A 24,719-nucleotide genomic window follows, 5' to 3' on the forward strand; every position below is an offset into this window, starting at 1 on the left:
CCCCGCTCAGTGCGCCTCGTCCCAGTTCTCCGCCGCGCGGGCGTCGACCTTCAGCGGCACCTTCAGCGCCACGGCGGGGAAGGGCGCCAGCTCCATCACCTCGCGCACCACGGGGATGGTGGCGGCGACCTCCTCGTCCGGCACCTCGAAGATCAGCTCGTCATGCACCTGCAGCAGCATGCGGGCGGAGAGCCTCGCCTTCTCCAGCGCCCCGTCCATGCGCGCCATGGCGCGGCGGATGATGTCGGCAGCCGAGCCCTGCAGCCGCGCATTGATCGCCGCGCGTTCGTTGAAGGCCCGGATCGAGGGGTTCTTGGCGTTGATATCAGGGTAGTGGCAGCGCCGGCCGAACAGCGTCTCCACATAGCCGTGCTCGCGCGCGAAGTTGCGCGTCTCGTCCATATAGGCGCGGATGCCGGGGAAGCGCTCGAAATAGCGCTTGATGTAGGCGCCCGCCTCCTCGCGCGGGATCGAGAGCTGGTTGGCGAGGCCGAAGGCCGAGATGCCGTAGATGATGCCGAAATTGATCGCCTTGGCGCGCCGGCGCACCTCGCCCGGCATGCCTTCGATCGGCACGCCGAACATCTCCGAGGCCGTCATGGCGTGGATGTCCAGCCCGTCCTGGAAGGCCTGGCGCAGCGAGGGCGTGTCGGCGATCTCGGCGAGCAGGCGCAGTTCGATCTGCGAATAGTCGGCCGAGATCAGCTTGTGCCCGCGCGCGGCGATGAACGCCTTGCGGATGCGCCGCCCCTCCTCGGTGCGCACCGGGATGTTCTGCAGGTTCGGCTCGGAGGAGGAGAGCCGGCCCGTCGTGGTGGCGGCCAGCGCGAAGGAGGTGTGCACGCGCCCGGTCTCGGGGTGCACATAGGTCGGGAGCGCATCGGCATAGGTCGATTTCAGCTTCTGGAGCTGGCGCCAGTCGAGGATGCGGCGGGGCAGCGCATGGCCCTGCTCGGCCAGCTCCTCCAGCACGTCGGCGCCGGTCGACCAGGCCCCCGTCGGTGTCTTGCGCCCGCCGGGGATCTGCATCTTGCCGAACAATATGTCGCCGAGCTGCTTGGGCGAGCCGGGGTTGAAGGTCTCGCCGGCCATTTCGGAGATTTCCGCCTCCAGACGGCCCATCCCTTGAGCGAACTCGCCGGAGAGGCGCGAGAGCATCTGCCGGTCGATCATGATGCCGCGCGCTTCCATCCGCGCCAGCACGGCGACGAGCGGGCGCTCCAGCGTCTCGTAGACATTGGTCTTGCCCTCCGCTGCGAGGCGGGGCTTGAGCACCTGCCACAGGCGCAGCGTGACGTCGGCATCCTCGGCGGCGTATTCGCTTGCCTTGTCGATGGCGGCGCGGTCGAAGCAGATCTGCCCCTTGCCCTTGCCGCAGACCTCCTCGTACTTGATCGGCGTGTGGCCGAGCCAGCGCATGGAGAGCGGGTCCATGCCGTGCGGCGAGGCGCCCGCGTCCAGCACGTAGGAAATCAGCATCGTGTCGTCATAGGGCGCGACCTCGATGCCGAGCCGGCGGAACACCAGCCAGTCATATTTCAGGTTCTGCCCGATCTTCAGCACGGAAGCGTCTTCGAGCAGCGGCTTCAGCGCGGCCACCGCCTCATTGAGGGGGATCTGGTCCGGCAGCAACCCCTCGCTGAACAGGCCCTCGTCGCCGCCCTTGTGGGCGAGCGGCACGTAGCAGGCCTCGTTCGGCGCGGTGGCGAGCGAGAAGCCGACGATTTCCGCCTGCATCGGGTCGAGGCCCGTCGTCTCGGTGTCGACCGCCACGATACCGAGGTCGATGGCGCGGGCGATCCATTCCCGCAGCCGCGCCGGCGTCGTCACGGTCTCGTAGCGCGAGCGGTCCACCGGGGTGGCGGTGGCGTGCGCGATGCGGGCCGCCGAGAGCGCCTGCGGGGTGAGCGCGGCCTCGCCGTCGGGCGTCGAATCGACGTCGCCCGGCGCGGCGGGCTGGCGGGTCTCGGGGTCGAGCCCGGCGGTCAGCAGCGCGGTCTCCTCGCCGCCCGCCTTCAGGCCCGGATCGGGCTCGACGGCGGCGATGTCGATCTCATAGGCCTCGCCCACGCGGCGGGTCAGCGTGGTGAATTCCATCGCCTTGAGGAAGGCGACGAGGCGCTTTCCCTCGGGCTCCACCACCGCGATGTCGTCGAGCGGCACGTCGAGCGGCACGTCGCGCTTGAGCGTGACGAGCTGGCGCGACAGCCGGGCCTGATCGGCGAATTCGATCAGGTTCTCGCGCCGCTTGGTCTGCTTGATCTCCTCGGCGCGGGCGAGCAGCGTGTCGAGGTTGCCATACTCGGCCAGCAACTGGGCGGCGGTCTTGATGCCGATGCCCGGCACGCCCGGCACGTTGTCCACGGAATCGCCGGCCAGCGACTGCACGTCGACCACCTTTTCAGGCGCGACGCCGAACTTCTCGAACACCTCCTCGGCGCCGATGGCGCGGTCCTTCATCGGGTCGTACATACGCACGAGGTCGTCGACGAGCTGCATCAGGTCCTTGTCGGAGGAGATGACGGTGACGCGCGCGCCCTTGGCCTTGGCCTGCTCGGCATAGGTGGCGATCAGGTCGTCGGCTTCGAAGCCGGCCTGCTCGACGCAGGCGAGGTCGAAGGCGCGCGTCGCCTCGCGGATCAGCGGGAACTGCGGGCGCAAATCCTCCGGCAGCTCCGGGCGCTGCGCCTTGTAGAGCGGGTAGATGTCCTTGCGGAAGGTCTGCTCGGACTTGTCGAACACCACGGCGAGATGGGTGGGCTTCGGCTCAAAACCCTGCGCACGCACGAGCTTCCACAGCATGTTGCAGAAACCGGCCACCGCGCCGACCGGCAGCTTGTCGGAGCTGCGGGTGAGCGGGGGCAGCGCGTGGTAGGCGCGGAAGATATAGGCCGAGCCGTCGATCAGGACGACATGGTCGCCGGCATCCACGGTGTCGTGATGGGGGTCGTTCGCGGGCATTGCAGGCTCCGGTGAGGCGCGCACGATGCCCCCGGCGCCCGGCGGGGGCAAGGGGGCGGGAGCGGTCGGAGGCCCGTTGCGGGTCGTCATCCTGGCCGAGCGCAGCGAGAGCCGGGATCGTCCTCCAAACCGGCGTGGCGGTCCCGGATCGGCCTGCGGCCGTCCGGGATGACGAACACGATGCGTGACGCCGCGCCCGTCCGGCGCTAGAGAGCCGGCAGGAAACCCCCATGCCCCGCTACAAGCTCACCATCGAATATGACGGCACCCCCTTCATCGGCTGGCAGATCCAGGCGGCGGGGGAGAGCGTGCAGGGCGTGCTGGCGCGGGCGGTCACCGCCTTTTCCGGCGAGGAGGCCGCCGTGCACGGCGCCGGGCGGACGGATGCGGGCGTGCACGCCTCGGGCCAGGTTGCCCATGTCGAACTCTCCCGCGACTGGAAGCCCGACACGGTGCGCGACGCGATGAACGCGCATCTGCGCCCGCACCCCGTCGCCGTGCTCTCCGCCGAGCGGGCAGCGGACGATTTCCACGCCCGGTTCTCGGCGACGGGGCGGCGCTATCTCTACCGCATCATCGCCCGCCGGCCGGACCTCGTGCTGGAGCGCAACCGCGCCTGGCGGGTGCTGCGCCCGCTCGACGCCGCGGCGATGGCGGAAGGCGCCGCGCGGCTCGTCGGCCGGCACGACTTCACCACCTTCCGCGCCATAGGCTGCCAGGCCGCCTCGCCGGTGAAGACGCTGGACCGGCTGGAGGTCGAGCAGGTGCCGCTGGAAGGGCCCGGAATGGAGATTCGCGTGCATGCGCAGGCGCGGTCCTTCCTGCACCATCAGGTGCGCTCCATGGTCGGCACGCTGGTGAAGGTCGGCGAGGGCGCGTGGACGCCGGACGACGTGTCGGCCGCGCTGGAGGCCGCCGACCGCACGCGCTGCGGCCCGATGGCGCCCTCGGCCGGGCTCTATCTGGCGGAAGTCACGTATTAGGGACGACCGCCACCGCGTCGACCTCGACGAGATATTCCGGCTGGGCGAGCGCCTGCACGCCGAGCCATGTCGAACTCGGCGGGTTCTCGCGGCCGAAGGTCTCCACCAGCACCCGCCCGACGAGATCCGCCTCGGTGCCCGGCTCGAAGCCCGGCATGTAGAGGCGCAGCATCTGGATGTCGTCGGCATTGCCGCCGGCGGCTTCCACGGCGAGGATGACCTGCGCCAGCACCTGCCGAAGCTGCGCCTCGCGCCCGACGGCGCTCACCCGGCCCTCGGCGTCCCACGCCACCTGCCCGGCCACGTGGACGATGGCGCCGGGTGGCGAGACGCTGACCTGCGAGAAGCCCCAGGGGCGGCTGTCGAAGAGTTGCGGCGGCTGAAGCGTGCGGCGCGGCATGGCGGCACAGGCCCTAGCCCAGCCGCTCGAACAGCGTTGGCGTGCGGGTCGGCGCCGGGGCCTTAAGCGCGTCCATGAAACGCACCGGGGCGCCCTGCGCGGGCGTCGTCAGCTCGCCCTCCCACATCACCTTGCGGCCGCGCACCAAGGTTCCCACCGGCCAGCCCGTCACTTCCACCCCGTCATAGGGCGTCCAGCCGGCCTTGGAGGCGATCCATTCATTGCGGATGGTCTCGCGCCGCTTGAGGTCGACGACGGTGAAATCGGCGTCGTAGCCCACTGCGATGCGGCCCTTGGTGGCGATGTTGAAGATGCGGGCCGGCCCGGCGCTGGCGAGGTCGACGAAGCGCTCCAGCGTCAGCCGGCCGGCATTCACATGGTCGAGCATGGTGGGCACCAGCGTCTGCACGCCGGTCATGCCCGAGGGGCTGGCGGGATAGGTCTTGGCCTTCTCCTCCAGCGTGTGGGGGGCATGGTCGGAGCCGAGCACGTCGACCACGCCCTCGGCGAGGCCACGCCACAGCGCGTCGCGGTGGCGGGCGGCGCGCACCGGCGGGTTCATCTGCACCAGCGAGCCGAGCCGGCCGTACCAGCTCTCGTCCATGGTGAGGTGATGCGGCGTCACCTCCACCGTGGCGACGTCCTTCTGGGTGCGCAGATACTCGATCTCCTCCTGCGAGGTGATATGCAGCACGTGGACGCGCTTGCCCTCCTCGCGGGCGAGGTTGACGAGGCGGGTGGTGGCGGTGAGCGCGGCGACCTCGTCGCGCCAGACCGGGTGCGAGGAGGGGTCACCCTCCACGCGCAGGCCCTTGCGCTCGTCGAGGCGGGGCTCGTGCTCGCAATGGAACGAGGCGCGCCGGCGGATCACCTTGAGGATGGCGCGCACGCCTGGGTCGTCCGCTACCAGCAGCGAGCCGGTGGAGGAGCCGATGAACACCTTGATGCCGGCCGCGCCCGGCAGCATCTCCAGCTCCGGCAGGTCCTTCACATTCTCATGCGTGCCGCCGACGAAGAAGGCGAAGTCGCAATGCATGCGCCCGCTGGCGCGGCGCACCTTGTCGGCCAACGCGTCGCCCGAAGTGGTGAGCGGGTTGGTGTTGGGCATCTCGAACACGGCGGTGACGCCGCCCATGACCGCCGCGCGGGACCCCGATTCCAGGTCTTCCTTGTGCTCCAGGCCGGGCTCGCGGAAATGTACCTGCGTGTCGATCACGCCGGGCAGGATGTGCAGCCCGGTGCAGTCGATCGTCTCGCCGGCCTGTTCGGGCGCGAAGCTGCCGATGCCGGCGATGCGGCCCTCGCGCACGCCGACGTCGCGGGCGCCGATGCCGTCCTGGTTCACCACCGTGCCGCCCTTGAGGAGAAGATCGAACGTCTGCGCCATGTGCTGTCCTCCGCCGGGTGGCTTTGCTCCGTTGCCCCGCTCTTACGCCATATGGGGCGGCAGGCAAGCGGGCAAAGCCGACGTCGAAAGCCGTTCTCGAAAGCCCCGCGCGTTCAGCCGACGCTCATCACCACCCGCACCGCCGTGCCGTGCCCCTGCGAGGGGGCGAGCTCGGCCTGCCCGCCGAGCTGGGCGGCGAGGCCCTGTATGATGCGCCAGCCGAGCCCGCGCGAGCGGCTGAGGTCGAGATCGGCCGGCAGGCCGCGCCCGTCATCGGCCACGGTGATCTCGTAGCGGCGCTCGCCGGCCGGGCGTACCGTCACCGCGATGGTGCCCGCCTGGCCGGGCCCAAAGGCGTGCTTGAGGGAATTCGTCACGATTTCGGCCACCAGCATGGAGAGGGTGGTGAGCTGCGTCACGTTCAGCGGCAGGTCGGGCGCCGAGACCGCGCAGGCGATGCCCTCCGCCCCCGAGGCCTCGACCAGATCGCTGCACAATTCGCTGAGATAGCCCTCGGTTGGCATGTCGAGCCGCTCGGGCGCATGCAACCGCCGGTGGATGCGGGCGATGGTGTCGAGCCGGTCGCGCGCCTCGTCGAGCGCGGCCACGGCGAGGGCCGGCTCGTTCTCCGCCTTGCGCTTCTGCAGCGTCAGCAGCGCGGCGACGAACTGCATGTTGTTGGCGACGCGGTGCTGCAGCTCCTGGAACATGGTGCGCTGGCACTCGTAGAGCCGGGCGGTCGTCTCCTTCTCCGCCCGCAGCCGGTCGGCCGCGCTGAAGGTGAAGTGGATCAGCACGATGTCGATCGCCGCGATGGCCACGAAGAAGGCGAGCGCCAGCAGGGCCTGCCCGGTCAGCCGCATGCCGGAGGCCGGGCCGATGAAGAAATACCACGCGGCGGCGGTGGACAGCACCGCGCAGGTGATGCCGGGCCGCAGCCCGCAGAAGAAGGTGGAGAGGATCACCACCGGAAAGAAGGTGAGGAAGGGAAAGCCCGGGGGCAGCACCTCGTCGACCGCGAAGCGCAGGGCGAGCGCGGCGGCGAACATCGCCACCCCCACCGCATCGGCCAGCCAGGGGTGCCGGCGCAGCGGCTCGGCCGCCTGCACCAGCCGCCAGAAGGAGAGGCCGCCGAGCGCCTTGTCGCCGCCGGTGGGGGAGGGATCGCCCGAGGCGGCGTATGCCGGCCGGCCGGCGTCCGCAGGCTCGCGCGCAGCGCGCCCGGGGGCGGCCGGGGGGCCCGCCTGTGCCGAAGGCTCAGCCATGGAAGGCGATGGGTGCGGGCGTGGCAGGCCGGACGGGGTTTCCTCGCGCATCCGTGGCGGTCGCATCCGTCACACCAACTCCTGGCCGCCGCGGCTCACACCATTGTGAGTGTGCCCTGTTGTAGGCAAACCGTCACGTCCGTTCTGTCCGCTTGTGAACATTTGGCCGCCTGCCGCGTTGCCTGCCGGGAAAGGGAGGATGCGATGGGTTTCGAGGGCGGTGGAGAGCGCGAGCAGACGGGCGTTGACGAGGAGACCTCGTCGGGCGGCAACAACCTTCTCGGCGCCTTGCGCCCCGCCGATTTCGGCCTCCTGCGCGCGCATCTGCGGCGCACCGACCGTGCCGCCGGATCGGTGCTCTACGAGCCCGGCGACGATGTGCGCCACGTCTATTTCCCCTGCGGGCAGGCGCTGGTCTCCTTCATGGTCCCGCTCGACGACGGGCGGCAGGTCGAGATCACCACCATCGGCCGCGAGGGCGCGGTGGGCGGCATCGTCAGCCAGGGCCGGCTGCCCGCCTTCGCCCGCGCCGTGGTGCAGGTGAGCGGGCCGCTCCTGCGGCTCGAATGCGCCGAACTCGACCGCGCCAAGGCGGCCTCGCCGCCTTTGCGCAACCTGTTCGCCCGCTATGCGGACTGCCTGCTGGCGCAGGTGTTCCAGTCGGTCGCCTGCAACGCCATCCACGACATCGAGCAGCGCACCGCCAAATGGTTGATCGCCGCAAGGGAGCGCACCGGCGAGCAGGACCTGCGGCTCACCCAGGAGCAGCTTGCCGGCATGATGGGCGTGGGACGCTCCTATATCAGCCGGGTCATCCGCCAGATGCAGCAGGCAGGCGCCATCGAGCCGCACCGGGGCCGGCTGCGCATCGCGGATGGCGAGAAGCTGGGTGCGATGAGCTGCAGCTGCCACCAATCCGTGCGGCGCCACTACGACGACGTACTCGCCGGCGTCTATCCCAATGGCAACGAGGTGGTCGGCCACGGCGCCATCGTCACCAACGGCCCGTATTTCCGTCCCTGACGGCCCAAGCGCCGTCAGACGAGCCCCGGAAACAGCGAACGCAGGCTCGCCACCAGCATCTCCATGGCGATGGCGGCCAGCACCATGCCCATCAGGCGCTTGGTGACGCTCATCACCGTGGGCGAGAGGATGCGGGAGATGAAGGGGGCGCCGATCAGCGTGACGGCGAGCAGCGCCAGGAAGGCGGCCATGCCGGCGCCGAGGGCGAGATAGCCGCCGGTGCCGGACGCGTCGTGGGAATAGACGATCAGCGCCGAGATGGTGCCGGGCCCGAGCAGGATCGGGATCGCCATCGGGTAGAAGGCGACGTTGCTCGCGTTGTTGAAGCCGGCCTTCTCCTCGCCCGAGCCGCCATGCGTCGCGCTCTCCCCGCCATGCAGCATGGACAGCGCGATCAGCAGCACGATCAGCCCGCCGGCGAGGCGGAAATGATCCACGTCGAGGCCGAAGAAGGCGAGGATGGCGCTGCCGGCCACCGCCGACACGAAGCAGCCGACCGACACGGTGGCGACGACGAGCACGCCGGTGCGGCGCTGCTCCTGCTGGCTCATGCCGGAAGTCAGCGACAGGAAGATCGGCAGGTTGGCGATCGGGTTCATGATCGCGAACAGGGCGGCGAACACCTTGGCGGCGAAGGCGAAATCCATTCCGGTGCGGTCTCCCTCTCGGCGCGACGGCTCCCCTGTCCGCTCCGCCGCCCCGTTGTAGCAGGAACCGCGCCGCCGGGAACCGTGGCCGCCGACCGCAGGCCGGGAACGCCGCGCGCCGCCGCCTGCGCAGGGCGCGCCTGCATGCCATGTCCGCCCGTGCGGGCCTTGTGCGGCGCGCGCAGGCGTGGCAAGCCCCGGCTATGTCCCGTGATGCCGCGCTCCTCGCCGCCCTGCCGCCCCTCGCGCCCTCCTTCGCCGCGCTCGCGCCGCGCTACGACCTTGTACTCTGCGACGTCTGGGGCGTGCTGCACAATGGCGTCGCCGGCGCGCCGGCCGCCGCCGATGCGCTGGTTCGCGCCCGCGCCGGCGGCGCCACCGTCATCCTCGTCTCCAACGCTCCCCGCGAGCCCGAAGGCGTGGCGCGCATCCTCGACGGCTTCGGCATCCCGCGCGAGGCCTATGACGCCATCGTCACCTCGGGCATGGTGACGAGCGCGCTGCTGGCGAAGCGGCCGGGCGTGAAGATGTGGCATCTCGGCCCCGAGCGCGACCTCGGCATCTACGCCGGGCTCGACCTGACGCTCACCGGCCTCGAGGAGGCCGAACTCATCGTCTGCACCGGCCTGTTCGACGACACGGTGGAGACCCCGGCCGACTATGCCGACACGCTGAAGACTGCCCGCGCCCGCGCCCTGCCCTTCATCTGCGCCAACCCCGATATCGTGGTGGAGCGCGGCGGCGAGCTGATCTGGTGCGCCGGCGCCATTGCCGAGGCCTATGTCGAACTCGGCGGCGAGGCGGTGTTCTGCGGCAAGCCGCACCGCCCGATCTACGAGACCGCCTTCGCCACCGCCGGAACGCTGCGCGGCGCGCCCGTCGATCCCTCCCGCGTGCTCGCCATCGGCGACGCCCTGCGCACCGATCTGGCCGGGGCGCTGGGCATGGGCATCGACTGCCTGTTCGTGGCGGCCGGCATCCATGCCGGCGAGCTTGGGCTGGAGCATGGCGCCGACGTCGATCCCGCCGCGCTGGCCCGCCTGCTGGAAGACGGCCCCGGCCGTCCGGCGGCGGTGACGACGCGCCTCGCCTGGTGAGCGATAACCCCGATTGACGCCGCGCCGGGGCGGGGCCACTTAAGTGCCGCGCCGGCCTGCGGCGTCGCCCCATTGTCCCGCGTCCCATCGTCCCGCGTTTGGTGACATGACCCACGCCGCTGCCTCCCCCGACACCGCTCCTCCTTCCTTCGCCGTGCTGCGCAACGGCGACGCGCTTCGCCCCGCCTTTGCCGGGCCGGTGGTTGCCATCGGCAATTTCGACGGCGTGCATCGCGGCCATCGCGCCGTGATCGCCATCGCCGTGGAACGCGCCCGCGCGCTGGGCCGGCCGGCGCTGGCCGTGACCTTCGAGCCGCATCCGCGCGCCTTCTTCCGCCCCGACGAGCCGATCTTCCGCCTCACCCCCGAGCCGATGAAGCTGAAGCGCCTTTCCGAGACCGGGCTCGACGGCGCGGCGGTGCTGGCCTTCGACGCCGCGCTCGCCGCCAAGGACGCCGAGAGCTTCGTCGCCGACATTCTCGTCGGCCGGCTCGGCGTCTCCATGGTGGTGGCGGGCTACGATTTCCATTTCGGCAAGGGGCGCGGCGGCTCGCCGCTGTTCCTGCGCGAGGCCGGTGCCCGGCACGGCTTCGCGGTGGAGATCGTGCCCCCGCTGCTCGACGAGGGGGCGCAGGTCTCCTCCAGCGTCATCCGCGCCGCGCTGGCGCAGGGCCGCGTCGAGCAGGCCGCCCATATGCTCGGCGCGCCCTTCGAGATCGCCGCCGAGGTGATCCATGGCGACAAGCGCGGGCGCGACCTCGGCTACCCCACGGCGAACATGCGGCTCGACCCGGCGGTGACGCTGGCGCATGGCATCTACGCGGTGACGGTGGAGATCGACGGCGTGCGCCACAAGGGCGTGGCCAGCTTCGGCCGCCGCCCGACTTTTGATGACGGCGCGCCGCGTCTGGAGACCTTCGTCTTCGACTATGCCGGCGACCTCTACGGGCGAACGCTCACCGTCGCCTTCCACGCCTGGCTGCGCCCGGAGCTGAAATTCGACGGCATCGACGCGCTGGTCGCGCAGATGGACATCGACAGCGCCAACGCGCGGGCGGCGCTGGCGGGCGCGTAGGGCGCCCGGCCTGTCGGGTGCGCACTTTACGCCTCGCGCACTGTCATGGCCGGGCCTGACCCGGCCATCCACGACCTGGCTCCGAGATGGCATGTCAGCGGGTTGAAGAAGGTCTTTGCAGAAGGGTTTTCGCTGGGTCCCGGAGCGGCGCCGCGCGCTGCGCGCCTTGTCCGGGAAAAGCACGCGTGTGTCCCGGACAAGCGAGGCCGCAGGCGGAGCGCCGATCCGGGACCCAGGAGACACCCGCGAAGCGGCCGCACATGCTCCGGCGTGCCGTGACTCCCGCCCAGCCCTGCTCTTCAAAGCCCCGCCTTCCCCGCCCATCCCTTGCACCCGCCTGCCGCTGCGCTTAAACCGGGCGCGAGCGAAGGAGCGCGTGATGACGAGCCGCAACAGCGATGGTCGCAACGAGAACGGGGCCGCCGGGGATGGCGCGGGCGCGGGCGCCGCGCATGATTATTCCTCGACCCTGTTCCTGCCGCAGACCGAGTTCCCCATGCGCGCCGGCCTGCCGCAGCGCGAGCCGGAACTGCTGGCACGCTGGGAGCGCATCGACCTCTATGGCCAGCAGCGCAAGGCCGGAGCCGGGCGCCCGCGTTTCGTGCTGCATGACGGCCCGCCCTACGCCAATGGCAACATCCATATCGGCCACGCGCTCAACAAGATCCTGAAGGACGTGGTGGTGCGCTCGCAGGGCGCGCTCGGCCACGATTCCAACTACGTGCCGGGCTGGGACTGCCACGGCCTGCCGATCGAATGGAAGATCGAGGAACAGTATCGCGCCAAGGGCCGCAACAAGGACGAGGTGCCGGTCGTCGAGTTCCGCCAGGAATGCCGCACCTTCGCCGAAGGCTGGATCGACGTGCAGCGCGCCGAGTTCAAGCGGCTCGGTGTCGAGGGCGACTGGTCGCACCCCTATGTGACCATGAGCTACGACGCGGAAGCGCAGATCGCCCGCGAGATCATGAAATTCGCGGGCAACGGCCTGCTCTATCGCGGCTCCAAGCCGGTCATGTGGTCGGTGGTCGAGCGCACCGCGCTGGCCGAGGCCGAGGTCGAGTATCACGACCACCAGTCGACCACGATCTATGTGAAGTTCCCCGTCACCGGCTACCGCAAGAGCGCGGCCACCGCCGGCGGGCTGCCCAAGGGGCTGGAGCCGGCCAGCGAGGCCGCCGACATCCATTTGTTCCCTTCCTATGAGGGCGCCTCCATCGTCATCTGGACGACGACGCCCTGGACCATCCCCGGCAACCGCGCCATCGCCTTCTCGCCGGACGTGACCTATGCGGTCTACGAGGTGACGGAGGCCCCGCACGACAACTGGGCGAAGGTGGGCGAACATTTCATCGTCGCCGACAAGCTGGCGGAAGAGGTGTTCAAGGCCGCCCGCGTCACGGCTTACGAGCGCCACAAGGAGGTGGACCCCACCCATCTCGTCTGCGCCCATCCGTTCAAGGGCGTGGAGGGTGCGCAGGGCTATTTCGACTTCCCCGTGCCTGTCGTGGCCGGCGACTTCGTGACCGACGACACCGGCACCGGCTTCGTCCACATGGCGCCCGGCCACGGCGCGGACGACTTCAACCTGTTCATCGCCGAGAAACTCGGCGAGGTGCCCCACACGGTCGGCCCGGACGGGCGCTATTACGACCATGTGCCGCTCTTCGCCGGCCATCGCGTGATGGACGACAAGGGCAAGGACGGCGACGCCAACGACGTGGTGATCAAGGCGCTGATGGCGGCCGACAAGATCATCGCGCGCGGCCGGCTGAAGCATCAGTACCCGCATAGCTGGCGCTCCAAGGCGCCGGTGATCTTCCGCAACACGCCGCAATGGTTCATCGCGATGGACAGGGACATCGCAGCGGCGGACGGCTCATCGACCAAGGGCGACACGCTGCGCGCCCGCGCGCTCGGCGGCATCGCCGGCGTCGACTGGGTGCCGGCCTCGGGCCAGAACCGCATCACCGGCATGATCGAGAACCGCCCGGACTGGGTGGTCTCGCGCCAGCGCGCCTGGGGCGTGCCGATTGCGGTCTTCGTGCGCGACAAGGGCGACGGCACGGTCGAGATCCTGCGCGACGAACAGGTCAACGCGCGCATCGCCGCCGCCTTCGAGGCCGAGGGCGCCGATGCCTGGTACAAGGAAGGCGCGAGCGCCCGCTTCCTCGGCAACGACTACGACCCCGCCGAGTGGCGCAAGATCGACGACATTCTCGACGTGTGGTTCGACAGCGGCTCCACCCACGCCTTCACGCTGGAGGTGCGAGAGGACCTGAAGGTCAACCGCGCCTTCTCCGGCGGGCCGGACCGGGTGATGTATCTGGAAGGCTCGGACCAGCACCGCGGCTGGTTCCATTCCTCGCTGCTGGAGAGCTGCGGCACGCGCGGGCGCCCGCCCTATGACGTGGTGCTGACCCACGGCTTCGTGCTCGACGAGCAGGGCCGCAAGATGTCGAAGTCCATCGGCAACGTGGTCGCCCCGCAGGAGGTCATCAAGTCCTCCGGCGCCGATATCCTGCGCCTGTGGGTCTGCGCCTCCGACTATTCCGACGATTTGCGCATCGGGCCGGAAATCCTCAAGACCACGGTCGAGACCTACCGCAAGCTGCGCAACACGCTGCGCTGGCTGCTGGGCTCGCTGCACCATTACCGCGAGGCCGAGCGCGTTGCCTATGCCGACATGCCGGCGCTGGAGCGCATGGTGCTGCATCGCCTCGCCGAGCTCGACGCCACGGTGCGCGAGGCCTATGCCGCCTTCGACTTCAAGCGCGTCAACGCGGCGCTGACCGCGTTCATGACCAGCGAGCTCTCCGCCTTCTACTTCGACGTGCGCAAGGACGCGCTCTATTGCGACCCGCTCTCCTCGGTGACGCGCCGCGCCTGCCTGACCGTGCTCGACGAGGTGTTCGCCCGCCTCGTGGTGTGGCTGGCGCCGATCCTGCCCTTCACGGCGGAGGAAACCTGGCTCGCCCGCTTCCCCTCCGAGACCGGCTCGGTGCATCTCGAGACCTTCCCGGAGACGCCCGCCAAATGGCGCGACGCGGCGCTGGCCGACGAGTGGCGCAAGATCCGCCTCGTGCGGCGCGTCGTGCTCGGTGCGCTGGAGATCGAGCGCGCCGCCAAGCGCATCGGCTCCAGCCTGGAGGCGGCGCCGGTGATCCATGTCAGCGACCCCGCCTTGTTCGCGGCGGTGAGCGCGGTGGACCTCGCGGAAGTCTGCATCACCTCCGACGCGCATCTGATGCCGGACGAGGGTCCCTCGGGCGCCTTCCGCCTGCCGGAAGTGCCGGGCGTCGCCGTCGTGCCGGCGCGCGCGGTCGGCGAGAAATGCGCCCGCTCGTGGAAGATCTCGCCGCTGGTCGGCACCGACCCCGACTATCCCGACGTGACGCCGCGCGACGCGCGCGCGCTGCGCGAGCTCGCCAGCGCCCGCCGGGCGGCCGAGTGAGCGGGTACGCGACGAGGAGAGGGCCGCCGCGCCGATGAAACTGCGTCTCGCCGGCCCGCTCACCCTCTATGGCGGCCTCTACGCGCTCGCCGCGCTGGTCGTCGACCAGGGCTCCAAGCTCGCCGTGCTGCATGGCGTCGATTTCGGCGACAGCGGCTTCGTCACCGTGCTGCCCTTCCTCGATCTGGTGCGCATCTGGAACACCGGCATCAGCTACGGCCTGTTCTCGCAGGGGTTGGACGGCTGGTGGCTGCTCGGCGGCTTCAAGCTGGTGGCGGCGCTGTTCTTCTGGTTCTGGCTGGCGCGCGTGGACCGGCGGCTGGAGGCGGCCGCGCTCGGCCTCCTGATCGGCGGGGCGCTCGGCAACGCGGTCGACCGGCTCGCCTATGGCGCGGTGTTCGACTTCGTGTCGCTGCACGCCTTCGGCTTCTACTGGTACGTGTTCAACCTCTCCGACGTCGCCATTGTTGCCGGCGTGGGACTGCTTTTGTATGATTCATTTTTGGGCGGCGCCGCAAAATAGCCGCCCTCCAATGACATCGGACCTTCCGCACGCTTGAGCGGAGCCCGTCCCTCGCGCCGGGCAGACCGCAGGAGACGACCGGATGACGACAAAGCCCCGTTCGACCCGCGCCGCGATCCTCGCCGGCGCCGCGCTGTGCGCCCTCGCGCTGGCCGCGCCGGCCTCCGCGCAGGAAGACATGAACCTCACCGGCCAGCTCCTCACCGGCCTCGGCCTGGTGGCGCCGATGACGCCGGACATCGACTATCGCGAGCGTGCCCCGCTGGTGGTGCCGCCCACCGGCGACGTGCTGCCCCCCCCGCGCGACGCGTCCGCCATCTCGCAGAACCCGGCCTGGCCGAAGGACCACGACGTGGTGGCGCGCGAGAAGGAGAAGGCGACCACGGTGGTCGACATGCGCACGCTCAAGGACACCGCCTCGCGCAAGCTGACCCCCGCCGAGCTGGAGCGCGGCGGCAAGGCCGGCGCCTATGCGCCCGGCGCGCGTGCCTCCGGCCGCAGGAACGACGACAACCGCCTGTCGCTGAACCAGCTCGATTTCTTCGGCTGGGGCAACAAGAAGGACACGGCGCTCAAGTTCGAGGGCGAGCCCGAGCGCGAGGCGCTGATCCAGCCGCCGCCGGGCTACCAGACCCCGGCGCCCGGCGCCGCCTACGGCGTGGTCGCCGACCGCGCCGAGGAAAAGGAATGGAAGCTCAAGAGCTGGTTCGACCGTACCCAGTCGAACAAGTGAGCACCGGCCCGGAGCCGGCGTTTGCGCACGATTCCCGCTCGGTGCGTGAGCCGCCCCGGCGGGACGAAGCCCCGGCTTAACGTCCCGTAATGTCTCACTTCGCGGTGATAGGGCCTCGCCGCGCTTCGCATCGGCGCCGCCCCGTCGCTACATTGCGCCTGAACGTTCCGCTCCGCGCCGTCCGATCCCGGCGGCGCTCCCGATGCCCGAGACGCCCCGACGCTTCCAGCGTTCACCGGGCGTGCCTGCGGTGCCGGGCCGGACGGACGCCGAAACGGATGCCGCTGTGACTGGAAGAATGATGCCCGCTCTGATGCTGATCGCCGGCGCCGCCGCCGGCCTCGCCACCGCCCCCTCGCGGGCCGATGCCGCCGACGTGTCCGAGTTCACCCTCGACAACGGCATGCAGGTCGTGGTGGTGCCCGACCATCGCGCCCCGGTCGTCACCCACATGGTGTGGTACCGCGTCGGCTCGGCGGACGAGCAGCCCGGCAAGTCCGGCATCGCCCATTTCCTTGAACACCTGATGTTCAAGGGTACGGACAAGCATCCCGCCGGCGAGTTCTCGCAGGTCGTGGCCAAGCTCGGCGGGCAGGAGAACGCCTTCACCTCGCAGGACTACACCGCCTATTTCCAGCGCGTCGCCAAGCAGAACCTCGCCACGGTGATGGGCTTCGAGGCCGACCGCATGACCGGCCTCGTTCTGACCGACGAGGTGGTGCTGCCCGAGCGCGACGTGGTGCTGGAAGAGCGCCGCATGCGCACCGACAACGACCCCGCCTCCCAGCTCTCCGAGGCGGCGCAGGCGGCGATGTATGTCAACCATCCCTACGGCCATCCGATCATCGGCTGGGAAGACGAGATCAAGAAGCTGAACCGCGAGGACGCGCTCGCCTTCTACCGCCGCTTCTACACGCCGAACAACGCGATCCTCGTGGTCGCCGGCGATGTCGAGCCGGAGGAGGTGAGGAAGCTCGCGCAGGAGACCTATGGCAAGGTGGCCCGCCGCGCCGAGACCGCCGAGCGCGTGCGTCCGGCCGAGCCGGCCCCGCGCGCCGAGCGCCGCCTCGTGCTGGCGGATGCCCGCGTCGGCCAGCCCAGCCTGTCGCGCAGCTATCTCGTGCCCGCCTACCGCGCCGACCCGAAGGAGAGCGTCGCCCTCGACGTGCTCGCCCAGGTGCTGGGCGGCGGCTCGACCTCGCGCCTCTACCGCACGCTGGTGGCGCAGAAGGGCGTCGCTGCCAGTGCCGGCGCCTGGTACCAGTCGACCTCGCTCGACGACACCCGCTTCGGCATTTCGGTGACGCCGCGTCCGCAGGTGACGATGGAGGCGCTGGAGGCCGCGCTCGACGAGGTGATCGCCGACTTCGCCGCCAACGGCCCGGACGCCGCCGAGCTGGAGCGCGCCAAGACCCGCCTCGTCGCCGAGGCGATCTACGCGCAGGACAACCAGGCGACGCTGGCGCGCATCTACGGCGCGGCTCTGGCCACCGGCTCCACCGCCGAGGACGTGCGCATCTGGCCGGACCTCGTGAAGAAGGTCACCGCCGACGAGGTGCGTGAGGCCGCCCGCCGCTGGCTGGTGCCCGCGCGTGCCGTGACCAGCCAGCTTCTGCCGGCCAAGCCCGCCGCTGTTGCCCCTGTCGCGGCGCCGGCCGCCGCGCCCGTTTCTGCCCCCGCCGCCGCCGGCGCCAACCGCCCGGAGGACCGCTCGTGAGCGGCGGGCGCTGCGCGTCGCGGCCCGCGCGCCGCTTCAACCCCTTTGCGTCCCTCGCTGCCGGTTCTATTGCCGCCCTTCCTCTTGCCGTTCTGGCCACGCTCATGACCATTGCCCTCGCTCCCGTTTCCCCCGCCCAGTCCGAGACCACGCGCATCCAGCGCGTCGTCAGCCCCGGCGGCATCGAGGCCTGGCTGGTGCACGACACCACGCTGCCGCTGGTGGCGGTGGAGATCGCCTTCCTCGGCGGCGCCGCGCAGGACCCGGTGGAACGGCCCGGCGTCGCCAACCTCGCCGCCTCGCTGCTCGACGAGGGCGCCGGCCCGCTCGACGCCACCGCCTTCCAGGACCGGATGGCAGAGAAGGCGATCGAGCTGCGCTTCGACGCCTCGCGCGACATGGTGGGCGGCTCGCTGCGCACTTTGTCGGAGAATGTCGACGACGCCTTCGAGCTGCTGCGCCTTTCGGTGAACGAACCGCGCTTCGACGACGAGGCGGTGGAGCGCATCCGGCAGGCCCAGCTCGCCGCCCTGCGCCGCCGGCAGAACGATCCCTCCTCGCTCGCCAGCCTCAACTGGTCGGCGCGCGCCTTCCCCGGCCATCCCTATGGCCGCCCGGTCTCCGGCACGCTGGAGAGCGTCGCCGCCATCGGCCCGGCCGACCTGCGGACGTTCGTCGACCGCAACCTCGCCCGCGACAATCTGAAGATCGCGGTGGTCGGCGACATCACGCCGGAGAAGCTCGGCCCTGCGCTCGACCGCGTATTCGGCGCGCTGCCGGCGAAGGCGCAGCTCACCCCGGTGCCGGATGTCGAGCCGCAGGGCCTCGGCACCGACGTGGTGCAGCAGCTCGATGTGCCGCAGACCTCCATCGTGTTCGGCGGCATCGGCCTCAAGCGCGACGACAAGGACTTCATCCCCGCCTTCGTGCTCAACCACATGCTGGGCGGCTCGGCCTTCTCCTCGCGGCTGTTTAGGGAAGTGCGCGAGAAGCGGGGGCTGGCCTATTCGGTCTACAGCCACCTCGCCCCGCTCGACCATGCGGCGCTGATCCTCGGCGGCACCGCCACCAAGAACGACCGCGCCGGCGAGTCCATCGAGCTGATCCGCGCCGAATATGCCCGCCTGCTGAAGGAGGGTCCGAGCGCCGAGGAGCTGGAGGACGCCAAGAGCTATCTCATCGGCTCCTTCGCGCTGCGCTTCGACAGCTCGGCCAAGGTGGCGAGCCAGCTCCTGCAGATCCAGATCGACAATCTCGGCATCGACTATATCGACGTGCGCAACGATCTGGTGGCGGCGGTGACGCTCGGCGACATAAGGCGCGTGGCGGCGCGGCTCGACGCCCATCCCGCGCTGCTGTTCAGCCTCGTCGGCAAGCCGGCCGGCCTCCCCCAGGGCAATGGCGGCTGAGTTCGGGCCCCATTGTGCCGGCGCGGCGGCGATCGCCACAGGCCATGTTCCCTGCCGGCCATCGCCTGCTATAAGAGCGTCCGGGAATTTTACCGGAATTTCACCGCCGGAGCGCAATCTGGCGGGGCCATTCGGCGTGCCGGTGCATGGAGATCGACGGGGCGGGCCGGCCGGCCGGTGAGGCGTGGGAGTTGCGTATGGGTATCGGGGACGTGTGGAACGGGACGGAAAGCTTTGCCGGGCGGCGCCTTCGCGCGCCCGCGCTGGCGCTCGTTCCCATGCTCGCGCTGCTTCTGGCGGGCTGTGCCGGCAACGGCATCGGCGGCGGCAACGGAAATGAAGGCCCAATGGGCGTCGGCAATGCCGACGGGCAGGGCGCCTTCGGCTCCTCGATGGAGACCACCACGGTGGCGGCGCCCTCGGGCGGCGATTCCGCGGCCGATTTCACCTGTCCGCCGATCCAGGTGCGCGGTGGCGCCGCCGCCTGGCAGGTCACCGATCCCGGCGACGGGCGCGTGCGCTACCAGGCGACGCTCGGCCAGTTCTCGCGCGAATGCCACTTCACCGCGCCCGACATGAGCATGCGCATCGGCATTCAGGGCCGCGTGCTGCTCGGCCCCAGCGGCGGTCCCGGCAAGCTCACCGTGCCGATCCGCCTCGCCGTGGTCGAGGAAGGCCCGGTGCCGAAGTCGGTATGGACCAAGTTCTATTCGGTGCCGGTGGAAGTCGGCGCGGGCGTGATGCAGGTGGATTTCGGCCTCGTCGCCACCGACGTCGTGTTCCCGCGTCCCAGCCCGGCGGCGTCCGAGCGCTACATCGTCTATGTCGGGTTCGATCCGCAGGGCAGCGAGGAGAAGCCGCAGCGCCAGCGTCCGCCAGCGCAGGCGGCCCGTCCGCGCCCGCAGACGCCGGCAGCCCAGTCTTCCGCTCAGCAGGCGCCGAAACCGCGCCAGACGGCGCCGGCCGCTGCCGCGCCCGCCGCCACCTCGCCTGCCGCGTCGAGCCCGGCCCCGCGCGCCGCAACCGCCGCCCCGACCCCCGCCGTGCAGGCGGCGCCCGCCACCCCCGCGCCGGCGCCGGCCGCTCCGGCCCCTGCGGTGGTGCGCACCCAGCCGGCCCCGGCCCCGGACGATACCCAGACCCAGTGGATCGGCGCCCCGGCCCCGAGCACCGGCACCTTCGCGCAGTAGCGCATCTTCTCGCGATCGATTTCCTGCGGCGCGCCCGTTACGCGCGCCGCGCCGGACAGGCCGCGGGCTCAGCCCTCGTCGAAATGGCCCTTGCGGATGCGCCGCACCACCGCCCAGATGGTGAGCGCCACCACCGGCACGGAGAGCGCCGTGGTCACGCCGACATCGTAATGGAGGCCCGCCGCCTCGGCGCGCCCGTGCAGCCCCTCCAGCGCGTAGTGCAGCAGGCTGATCACGTAGTAGGAGATCGCCGCGACGGAGAGGCCCTCGACCGTCTGCTGGAGGCGCAGCTGCATGCGCGCGCGCTTGTTCATGCTGCTCAGCAGGTCGCGGTTCTGCTGTTCCAGCTCGACGTCGACGCGTGTGCGCAGCAGGTTGGCGGCGCTGGTCAGCTTGACCGAGAGATTGGCCTGCCGCTGCTCGATGGCCTGGCAGGTGCGCATGGCCGGCTGGAGACGGCGCAGCAGGAATTGCTGCCAGGTCGGATAGCCCGACACCGCCCGCTCCCCCACCGCCCGCAGCCGGGCGGCGACGATCTCCTCATAGGCGCGGGTGGCGCCGAAGCGGAACAGCGAGGCGGCGGCGTCCGCCTCCAGCTGCGCGGCGAGGGTGGTGAGGGCGTCCAGCAGCTTGTTGTTGGCGGCGAGCCCCTCGGTCTGGCGCATCTCCTCGGTCAGCGCCGACAGCTCGGTCTCGATATGGGCGACGGTGGGGGCGAGGCGCTGGGCTTCCGGCAGGCCGAGCAGGGCGAGGGTTCGGTAGGTCTCGACCTCCATCACGCGCTGCACCAGCGCGCCGGCGGCGTCCGGCGCCATGCCGCGGTCGCGCACGAGGATGCGCACGAAGCCGGCGGGGTCGGGCTGGAAATCGGTGGCGATCTCGGCGAGGCCGTCCTCGACATCCGAGCGGGCGAGGCTGGCGCGGTCGAACAGCCGGTCGAGCGGCAGGCCGTCGGCGGTGTCGGTCACGAGATGCAGGTCGACGGCGACCAGCAGCGGGCCGGGCTGCGGCACCTCGGCCAGCACGCCGGCGAGGCTCGCGGAGGAGGGCTGGAAGGGCAGGCCGCCCTCCGTCACATCCTCGGCCGGCAGCTCCCACGTATAGGTGGTGAATTCCGCGTGGCGCTCCCAGCGCAGCACGGCGCCGCCGAAGCCGACGCGGTGCTGCTTGGCGTCGCGCGCCGGCTCCGGCTGGCCGCGCGCCGCGCACAGGGCGGCGAAGGCGGCGCGGTCGGCGAGCGCCTGCCCGCGATCGACCAGAAAGGCGACGTGCAGGATGCGCGCGGGCGTCGAGACGGGCGCGAATGGCCGGGCATGCAACTCGGCCAGCACCGCCGCGCGCAGCGGGTGATCGTAGAAGGCCCGTCCGGGCTTTGCGTTCTCGATGGCTGTCACCGGCCCTCTCCTTCAGCGCCGCCCGCCGGGGCCGGCCGGGCGACGGAACTCCGCGCGGTCGAAGCGGTTGCATGATGACGGTGCGCTGGCAAGTGCCGCGTGCCGGCCGGGAAGCGGGCAGGTGCGGCGTGTTGGCCTTATCGGGATGTTCGCCTGCGAACGAAAGATCCGCGCCACGGATCGCAGGACGGTGCGTCACCTGTTGCGCCTGAGCATCAGAGCACGGGCAAAGCAGGAACGATCTAGAATCTGTTTGCAAGGGTTGAGGGCCAAGAGCATGAAGTTAGATGGTCATTTCGGGAAATGTGACATGAAATTCGCGCGGGTCTGGGCCCTCTGCCTCACCGTCATTGCCGTGTTTGCCGTCGCCCTCGCCGCTCCGGCCCAGGCTCAGTCCTCCAAGTCGCAGCAGCCGCGCGTCTACCTGCTGCGCGGCCTCGCCAACATCTTCTCGCTCGGCATGGACGACCTCGCCGCCAAGCTCAATGCGCGCGGCATCAAGGCCAGCGTGCACTCCTATGTCGACTGGGAGGCGCTGAGCGGCTACGCCGTCGAGCAGGCCGCGACCGGCAAGCGCCCGACCCCGGTGATCATCATCGGCCATTCGCTCGGCGCCGACGCCGCCATCTATATGGGCAACAAGGTGAGCGCCGCCGGCGTCCCGGTGCCGCTGGTGGTGACGTTCGACCCCGTCAACATGACCACCGCCTCGGCCAAGATCGGCAAGGTGGTGAACTATTATCAGGCCGGCGGCTCGGGCAAGCCGGTCTCTGGTCCGCGCGTCGACAATATCGACCTCACCGGCTCGGGCCAGCTCAGCCATTTCAACATCGAGAAGGCGGTCGACCTGCATAACCGCGTGATCGCGATGATCGTGCGCCCCGCGGCCCGCCCGGTCGCCGCCAAGCCCAAGCCCAAGCCGGTGGAAAGCACCGCGGGCGCGGATGCGGCCGCCAGCCCCGCCGCCGCCCCCACGGTGACGCCGGCCGCCACCCCGGTCTCGGCCCCCGTTCCGGCCCCGGCCGCGACGCCCGCCTCTTCCTCCTCCAGCTCGGCCGCGCCGGCGAGCGCCGGCACCGAGACGGCGGCCGCCAGTGCGGCGTCGAGCCCGGCGGGTTCCGGCACCTCGAACTGATCCTCCCGCCGGACGAGTGTCCGGTGCGGCTATACGCATGACAGAAAGGCGCGGAACCTTGCGGTTGCCGCGCCTTTCGCTTGTCGGGGGCCGGGGGACCGCCGTGCGGCGGCCCGTCAGGCCGGAAGCACGGAGAACACGATGAAGGTGTGCATCTCGCCGTCCTCGTCGCGCAGTGAGACATATTCGCCCGGCGCGAAGACGTGATCGCCGAAGCGGTAGCCGGTCTCGTCGTCCTCGCTGGCGCCCGCCTCGTAATCGAACACCCAGCTCGCCCCGGCGACGCCGCCGGCGCGGTGTACCAGCAGCCCGTGTTCGGGTGCGTCATTGCCCCAGAAGCGGGTGACGTCCGTCCGCTCGCGCACCGCCTTCCAGGCCTCGGCGTCGATGCGCCCGTCCGCGTCGAGGGGAGCGACGAATTCATAGCCGTGCCGGGCGCTTCCCTCGGGAAATTCCTTCGAGCGGGCGAGGTGCAGCCGGATGCGCTGAAGATTTGCGGACGGCGCGTCGTCGCGGGTCTCGGTCATGGGTGTCTCCCTCGATGTTGGTCCGCGCGGGCGGACGGCGGTCATTCTACGCGACGCCGGCCGGCGTCGTCTCTTCCATGCGGAGGACTTAGAAGGCGACGCGGCGCACGGCCTTGATCCGCCGCAAGGCGGGGATTGGTGCCGTGCCGGCACCGGGTTTCGCGCGGCCACGCAGCGAGCGGAATTCTTCTTGGTCTAGTTTTTTTACCATAGGCGCGCGCGGCGCTTTTCCCTAGAATGGCTCGAAAGCAAGAAACGTCACAAAGCAAGAAACGTCACCGGGTCTCAAGGAGGAACGCCATGTCCGGTCTCGTCATGCCGGCGCCGAACGCCGACGTGCTCGCGCGCCGCGCCCAGATCGTCGCGGACCTGCGCGCCATCGTGCCGGGCGAGGGGGTCATCGACACCGAGACGGAGATGCGTCCCTTCGAGAGCGACGGCGTCACCGCCTATCGCCAGATGCCGCTCGCCGTGGTGCTGCCCTCCACCACCGAACAGGTCTCCAAGGTGCTGGCCTATGCCAATGCCAACGGCATTCCCGTGGTGCCGCGCGGGGCGGGCACCTCGCTGTCGGGCGGCGCGCTGCCGCTCGCCGACGGCATCCTGCTCGGCATGGGCAAGTTCAACCGCATCCTCGACATCGACTTCGAGAACCGCGCTGTCGTCACCCAGCCCGGCGTCACCAATCTCGGCATCACCACGGCGGTGGCGCATAACGGCTTCTATTACGCGCCCGACCCGTCCTCGCAGATCGCCTGTACCATCGGCGGCAATGTCGGCGAGAATTCGGGCGGCGTGCACTGCCTGAAATACGGCCTTACCACCAACAACGTGCTCGGCGTCGAGATGGTGCTGATCACGGGCGAGATCATCCGCCTCGGCGGCAAGCACCTGGATTCCGGCGGGCTCGACCTGCTCGGCCTCATCGTCGGCTCGGAGGGGCTGCTCGGCGTGGTGACGGAAGTCACCGTGCGCATCCTCAAGAAGCCGGAAACCGCGCGCGCCGTGCTGCTCGGCTTCCCCTCCTCGGAGGCGGCGGGCGCGTGCGTGGCCGCCATCATCGCCGCCGGCATCATCCCCGGCGGCATGGAGATGATGGACCGCATGATGGTCCACGCCGCCGAGGCTTTCCTCGGCGCCGGCTATCCGCTCGACGTCGAGGCGCTGCTGATCGTCGAGCTGGACGGGCCGGAGGCGGAGGTGAACCACCTCATCGAGCGCGTCGCCGAGATCGGCAACGGGCTCGGCTGCATGACGCTGCGCGCCTCCACCAGCGAGGAGGAGCGCGTCGCCTTCTGGGCCGGCCGCAAGGCCGCCTTCCCGGCGGTCGGCCGCATCTCGCCCGACTATCTCTGCATGGACGGCACCATTCCGCGCAAGGCGCTGCCGCTGGTGCTGAGCCGCATGGAGGAGATGTCCGAGAAATACGGCCTGCGCTGCGGCAACGTCTTCCACGCCGGCGACGGCAACCTGCACCCGCTGATCTGCTACGACGCCAACAAGCCGGGCGAGCTGGAGAAGGCCGAAGCCTTCGGCGCCGATATATTGCTGCTCTGCGTCGAGGTGGGCGGCGTGCTCACCGGCGAGCATGGCGTGGGCGTCGAGAAGCGCGACCTCATGCCCTCCATGTTCGACGAGACCGACCTCGCTCACCAGCAGCGGCTGAAATGCGCCTTCGATCCCGACGCGCTGCTCAACCCCGGCAAGGTGTTCCCGGTGCTGCACCGCTGCGCCGAGCTGGGCCGCATGCATGTGTCGGGCGGCAAGCTGCCCTTCCCGGACATTCCCCGGTTCTGAGGCGA

At 70.4% G+C, this 24,719-nt stretch carries 19 protein-coding genes; 12 read left to right on the plus strand and 7 right to left on the minus strand.

Annotation, left to right across the window (positions count from 1 at the left end; genetic code table 11):
- Positions 1–6: 6 nt before the first annotated feature.
- The gene (gene polA / locus MWN33_RS02335) at positions 7–2,961 is read right to left on the minus strand and encodes a DNA polymerase I (protein ID WP_247198497.1); all 2,955 of its coding nucleotides are present in this window, start codon (positions 2,959–2,961) and stop codon (positions 7–9) included.
- A 230-nt stretch (positions 2,962–3,191) separates the two neighbouring features.
- On the opposite strand from polA, the gene truA reads away from it, so the two are divergent.
- Positions 3,192–3,944, plus strand: a complete 753-nt coding sequence (gene truA, locus MWN33_RS02340) for a tRNA pseudouridine(38-40) synthase TruA (RefSeq protein WP_247198498.1) — start codon at positions 3,192–3,194, stop codon at positions 3,942–3,944.
- Here the strand turns inward: truA and MWN33_RS02345 are convergent.
- From MWN33_RS02345 to MWN33_RS02355, 3 genes are all read right to left on the minus strand, one after another.
- Entirely contained in the window at positions 3,934–4,344 is a 411-nt protein-coding gene (locus tag MWN33_RS02345; protein ID WP_247198499.1) for a RidA family protein, read from the minus strand. The two genes, truA and MWN33_RS02345, sit on opposite strands and share 11 nt — an antisense overlap.
- A gap of 13 nt (positions 4,345–4,357) precedes the next feature.
- Positions 4,358–5,731: a dihydroorotase gene (locus tag MWN33_RS02350; protein ID WP_247198501.1), complete on the minus strand. Its 1,374-nt coding sequence runs from the start codon at positions 5,729–5,731 to the stop codon at positions 4,358–4,360.
- A gap of 113 nt (positions 5,732–5,844) precedes the next feature.
- A complete protein-coding gene (locus MWN33_RS02355; protein WP_247198503.1) occupies positions 5,845–6,996 on the minus strand; it encodes a sensor histidine kinase in 1,152 nt (383 codons plus the stop codon).
- Between the two features lie 204 nt (positions 6,997–7,200).
- On the opposite strand from MWN33_RS02355, the gene MWN33_RS02360 reads away from it, so the two are divergent.
- Positions 7,201–8,019 carry a Crp/Fnr family transcriptional regulator gene (locus MWN33_RS02360; RefSeq protein ID WP_247198504.1) on the plus strand — a complete coding sequence of 273 codons (819 nt, stop codon included), beginning with the start codon at positions 7,201–7,203 and terminating at the stop codon, positions 8,017–8,019.
- Positions 8,020–8,033: 14 nt separating this feature from the next.
- Here the strand turns inward: MWN33_RS02360 and MWN33_RS02365 are convergent, their stop codons facing one another.
- Positions 8,034–8,666, minus strand: coding sequence for a MarC family protein (locus MWN33_RS02365; RefSeq protein WP_247198505.1), 633 nt, complete (start codon positions 8,664–8,666; stop codon positions 8,034–8,036).
- 203 nt (positions 8,667–8,869) lie between these two features.
- Between MWN33_RS02365 and MWN33_RS02370 the strand changes: the two genes are divergently transcribed.
- From MWN33_RS02370 to MWN33_RS02405, 8 genes are all read left to right on the plus strand, one after another.
- Positions 8,870–9,763 (plus strand): TIGR01459 family HAD-type hydrolase, encoded by an 894-nt coding sequence (locus MWN33_RS02370; RefSeq protein ID WP_247198506.1) that lies wholly within the window; start codon positions 8,870–8,872, stop codon positions 9,761–9,763.
- A gap of 106 nt (positions 9,764–9,869) precedes the next feature.
- Entirely contained in the window at positions 9,870–10,838 is a 969-nt protein-coding gene (locus tag MWN33_RS02375; RefSeq protein WP_247198507.1) for a bifunctional riboflavin kinase/FAD synthetase, read from the plus strand.
- A gap of 379 nt (positions 10,839–11,217) precedes the next feature.
- A complete protein-coding gene (gene ileS / locus MWN33_RS02380) occupies positions 11,218–14,289 on the plus strand; it encodes an isoleucine--tRNA ligase (RefSeq protein WP_247198509.1) in 3,072 nt (1,023 codons plus the stop codon).
- A gap of 34 nt (positions 14,290–14,323) precedes the next feature.
- Positions 14,324–14,812, plus strand: coding sequence for a signal peptidase II (lspA, locus tag MWN33_RS02385; protein WP_247198510.1), 489 nt, complete (start codon positions 14,324–14,326; stop codon positions 14,810–14,812).
- An 82-nt stretch (positions 14,813–14,894) separates the two neighbouring features.
- On the plus strand, positions 14,895–15,545 hold the full coding sequence (locus tag MWN33_RS02390; protein WP_247198511.1) for a hypothetical protein: 651 nt from the start codon (positions 14,895–14,897) through the stop codon (positions 15,543–15,545).
- Positions 15,546–15,846: 301 nt separating this feature from the next.
- A complete protein-coding gene (locus MWN33_RS02395; protein ID WP_247199763.1) occupies positions 15,847–17,262 on the plus strand; it encodes a M16 family metallopeptidase in 1,416 nt (471 codons plus the stop codon).
- A 104-nt stretch (positions 17,263–17,366) separates the two neighbouring features.
- Entirely contained in the window at positions 17,367–18,671 is a 1,305-nt protein-coding gene (locus MWN33_RS02400; protein ID WP_247198512.1) for a M16 family metallopeptidase, read from the plus strand.
- A 197-nt stretch (positions 18,672–18,868) separates the two neighbouring features.
- Entirely contained in the window at positions 18,869–19,861 is a 993-nt protein-coding gene (locus MWN33_RS02405) for a hypothetical protein (protein ID WP_247198513.1), read from the plus strand.
- Between the two features lie 68 nt (positions 19,862–19,929).
- Here MWN33_RS02405 and MWN33_RS02410 read toward each other — a convergent pair whose 3' ends face one another.
- Entirely contained in the window at positions 19,930–21,255 is a 1,326-nt protein-coding gene (locus MWN33_RS02410) for a DUF3422 family protein (protein WP_247198514.1), read from the minus strand.
- 310 nt (positions 21,256–21,565) lie between these two features.
- Here MWN33_RS02410 and MWN33_RS02415 point away from each other — a divergent pair, with 310 nt between their 5' ends.
- On the plus strand, positions 21,566–22,390 hold the full coding sequence (locus MWN33_RS02415) for a hypothetical protein (protein ID WP_247198515.1): 825 nt from the start codon (positions 21,566–21,568) through the stop codon (positions 22,388–22,390).
- Between the two features lie 116 nt (positions 22,391–22,506).
- Here the strand turns inward: MWN33_RS02415 and MWN33_RS02420 are convergent, their stop codons facing one another.
- Complete coding sequence (locus tag MWN33_RS02420) at positions 22,507–22,917, minus strand: hypothetical protein (protein WP_247198516.1); 411 nt, start codon at positions 22,915–22,917, stop codon at positions 22,507–22,509.
- Positions 22,918–23,217: 300 nt separating this feature from the next.
- Between MWN33_RS02420 and MWN33_RS02425 the strand changes: the two genes are divergently transcribed.
- Positions 23,218–24,714 carry an FAD-linked oxidase C-terminal domain-containing protein gene (locus MWN33_RS02425; RefSeq protein ID WP_247198518.1) on the plus strand — a complete coding sequence of 499 codons (1,497 nt, stop codon included), beginning with the start codon at positions 23,218–23,220 and terminating at the stop codon, positions 24,712–24,714.
- Positions 24,715–24,719: the final 5 nt, after the last annotated feature.

The organism is Ancylobacter koreensis (assembly GCF_023016525.1).
Taxonomy (GTDB): Bacteria; Pseudomonadota; Alphaproteobacteria; order Rhizobiales; family Xanthobacteraceae; genus Ancylobacter; species Ancylobacter koreensis.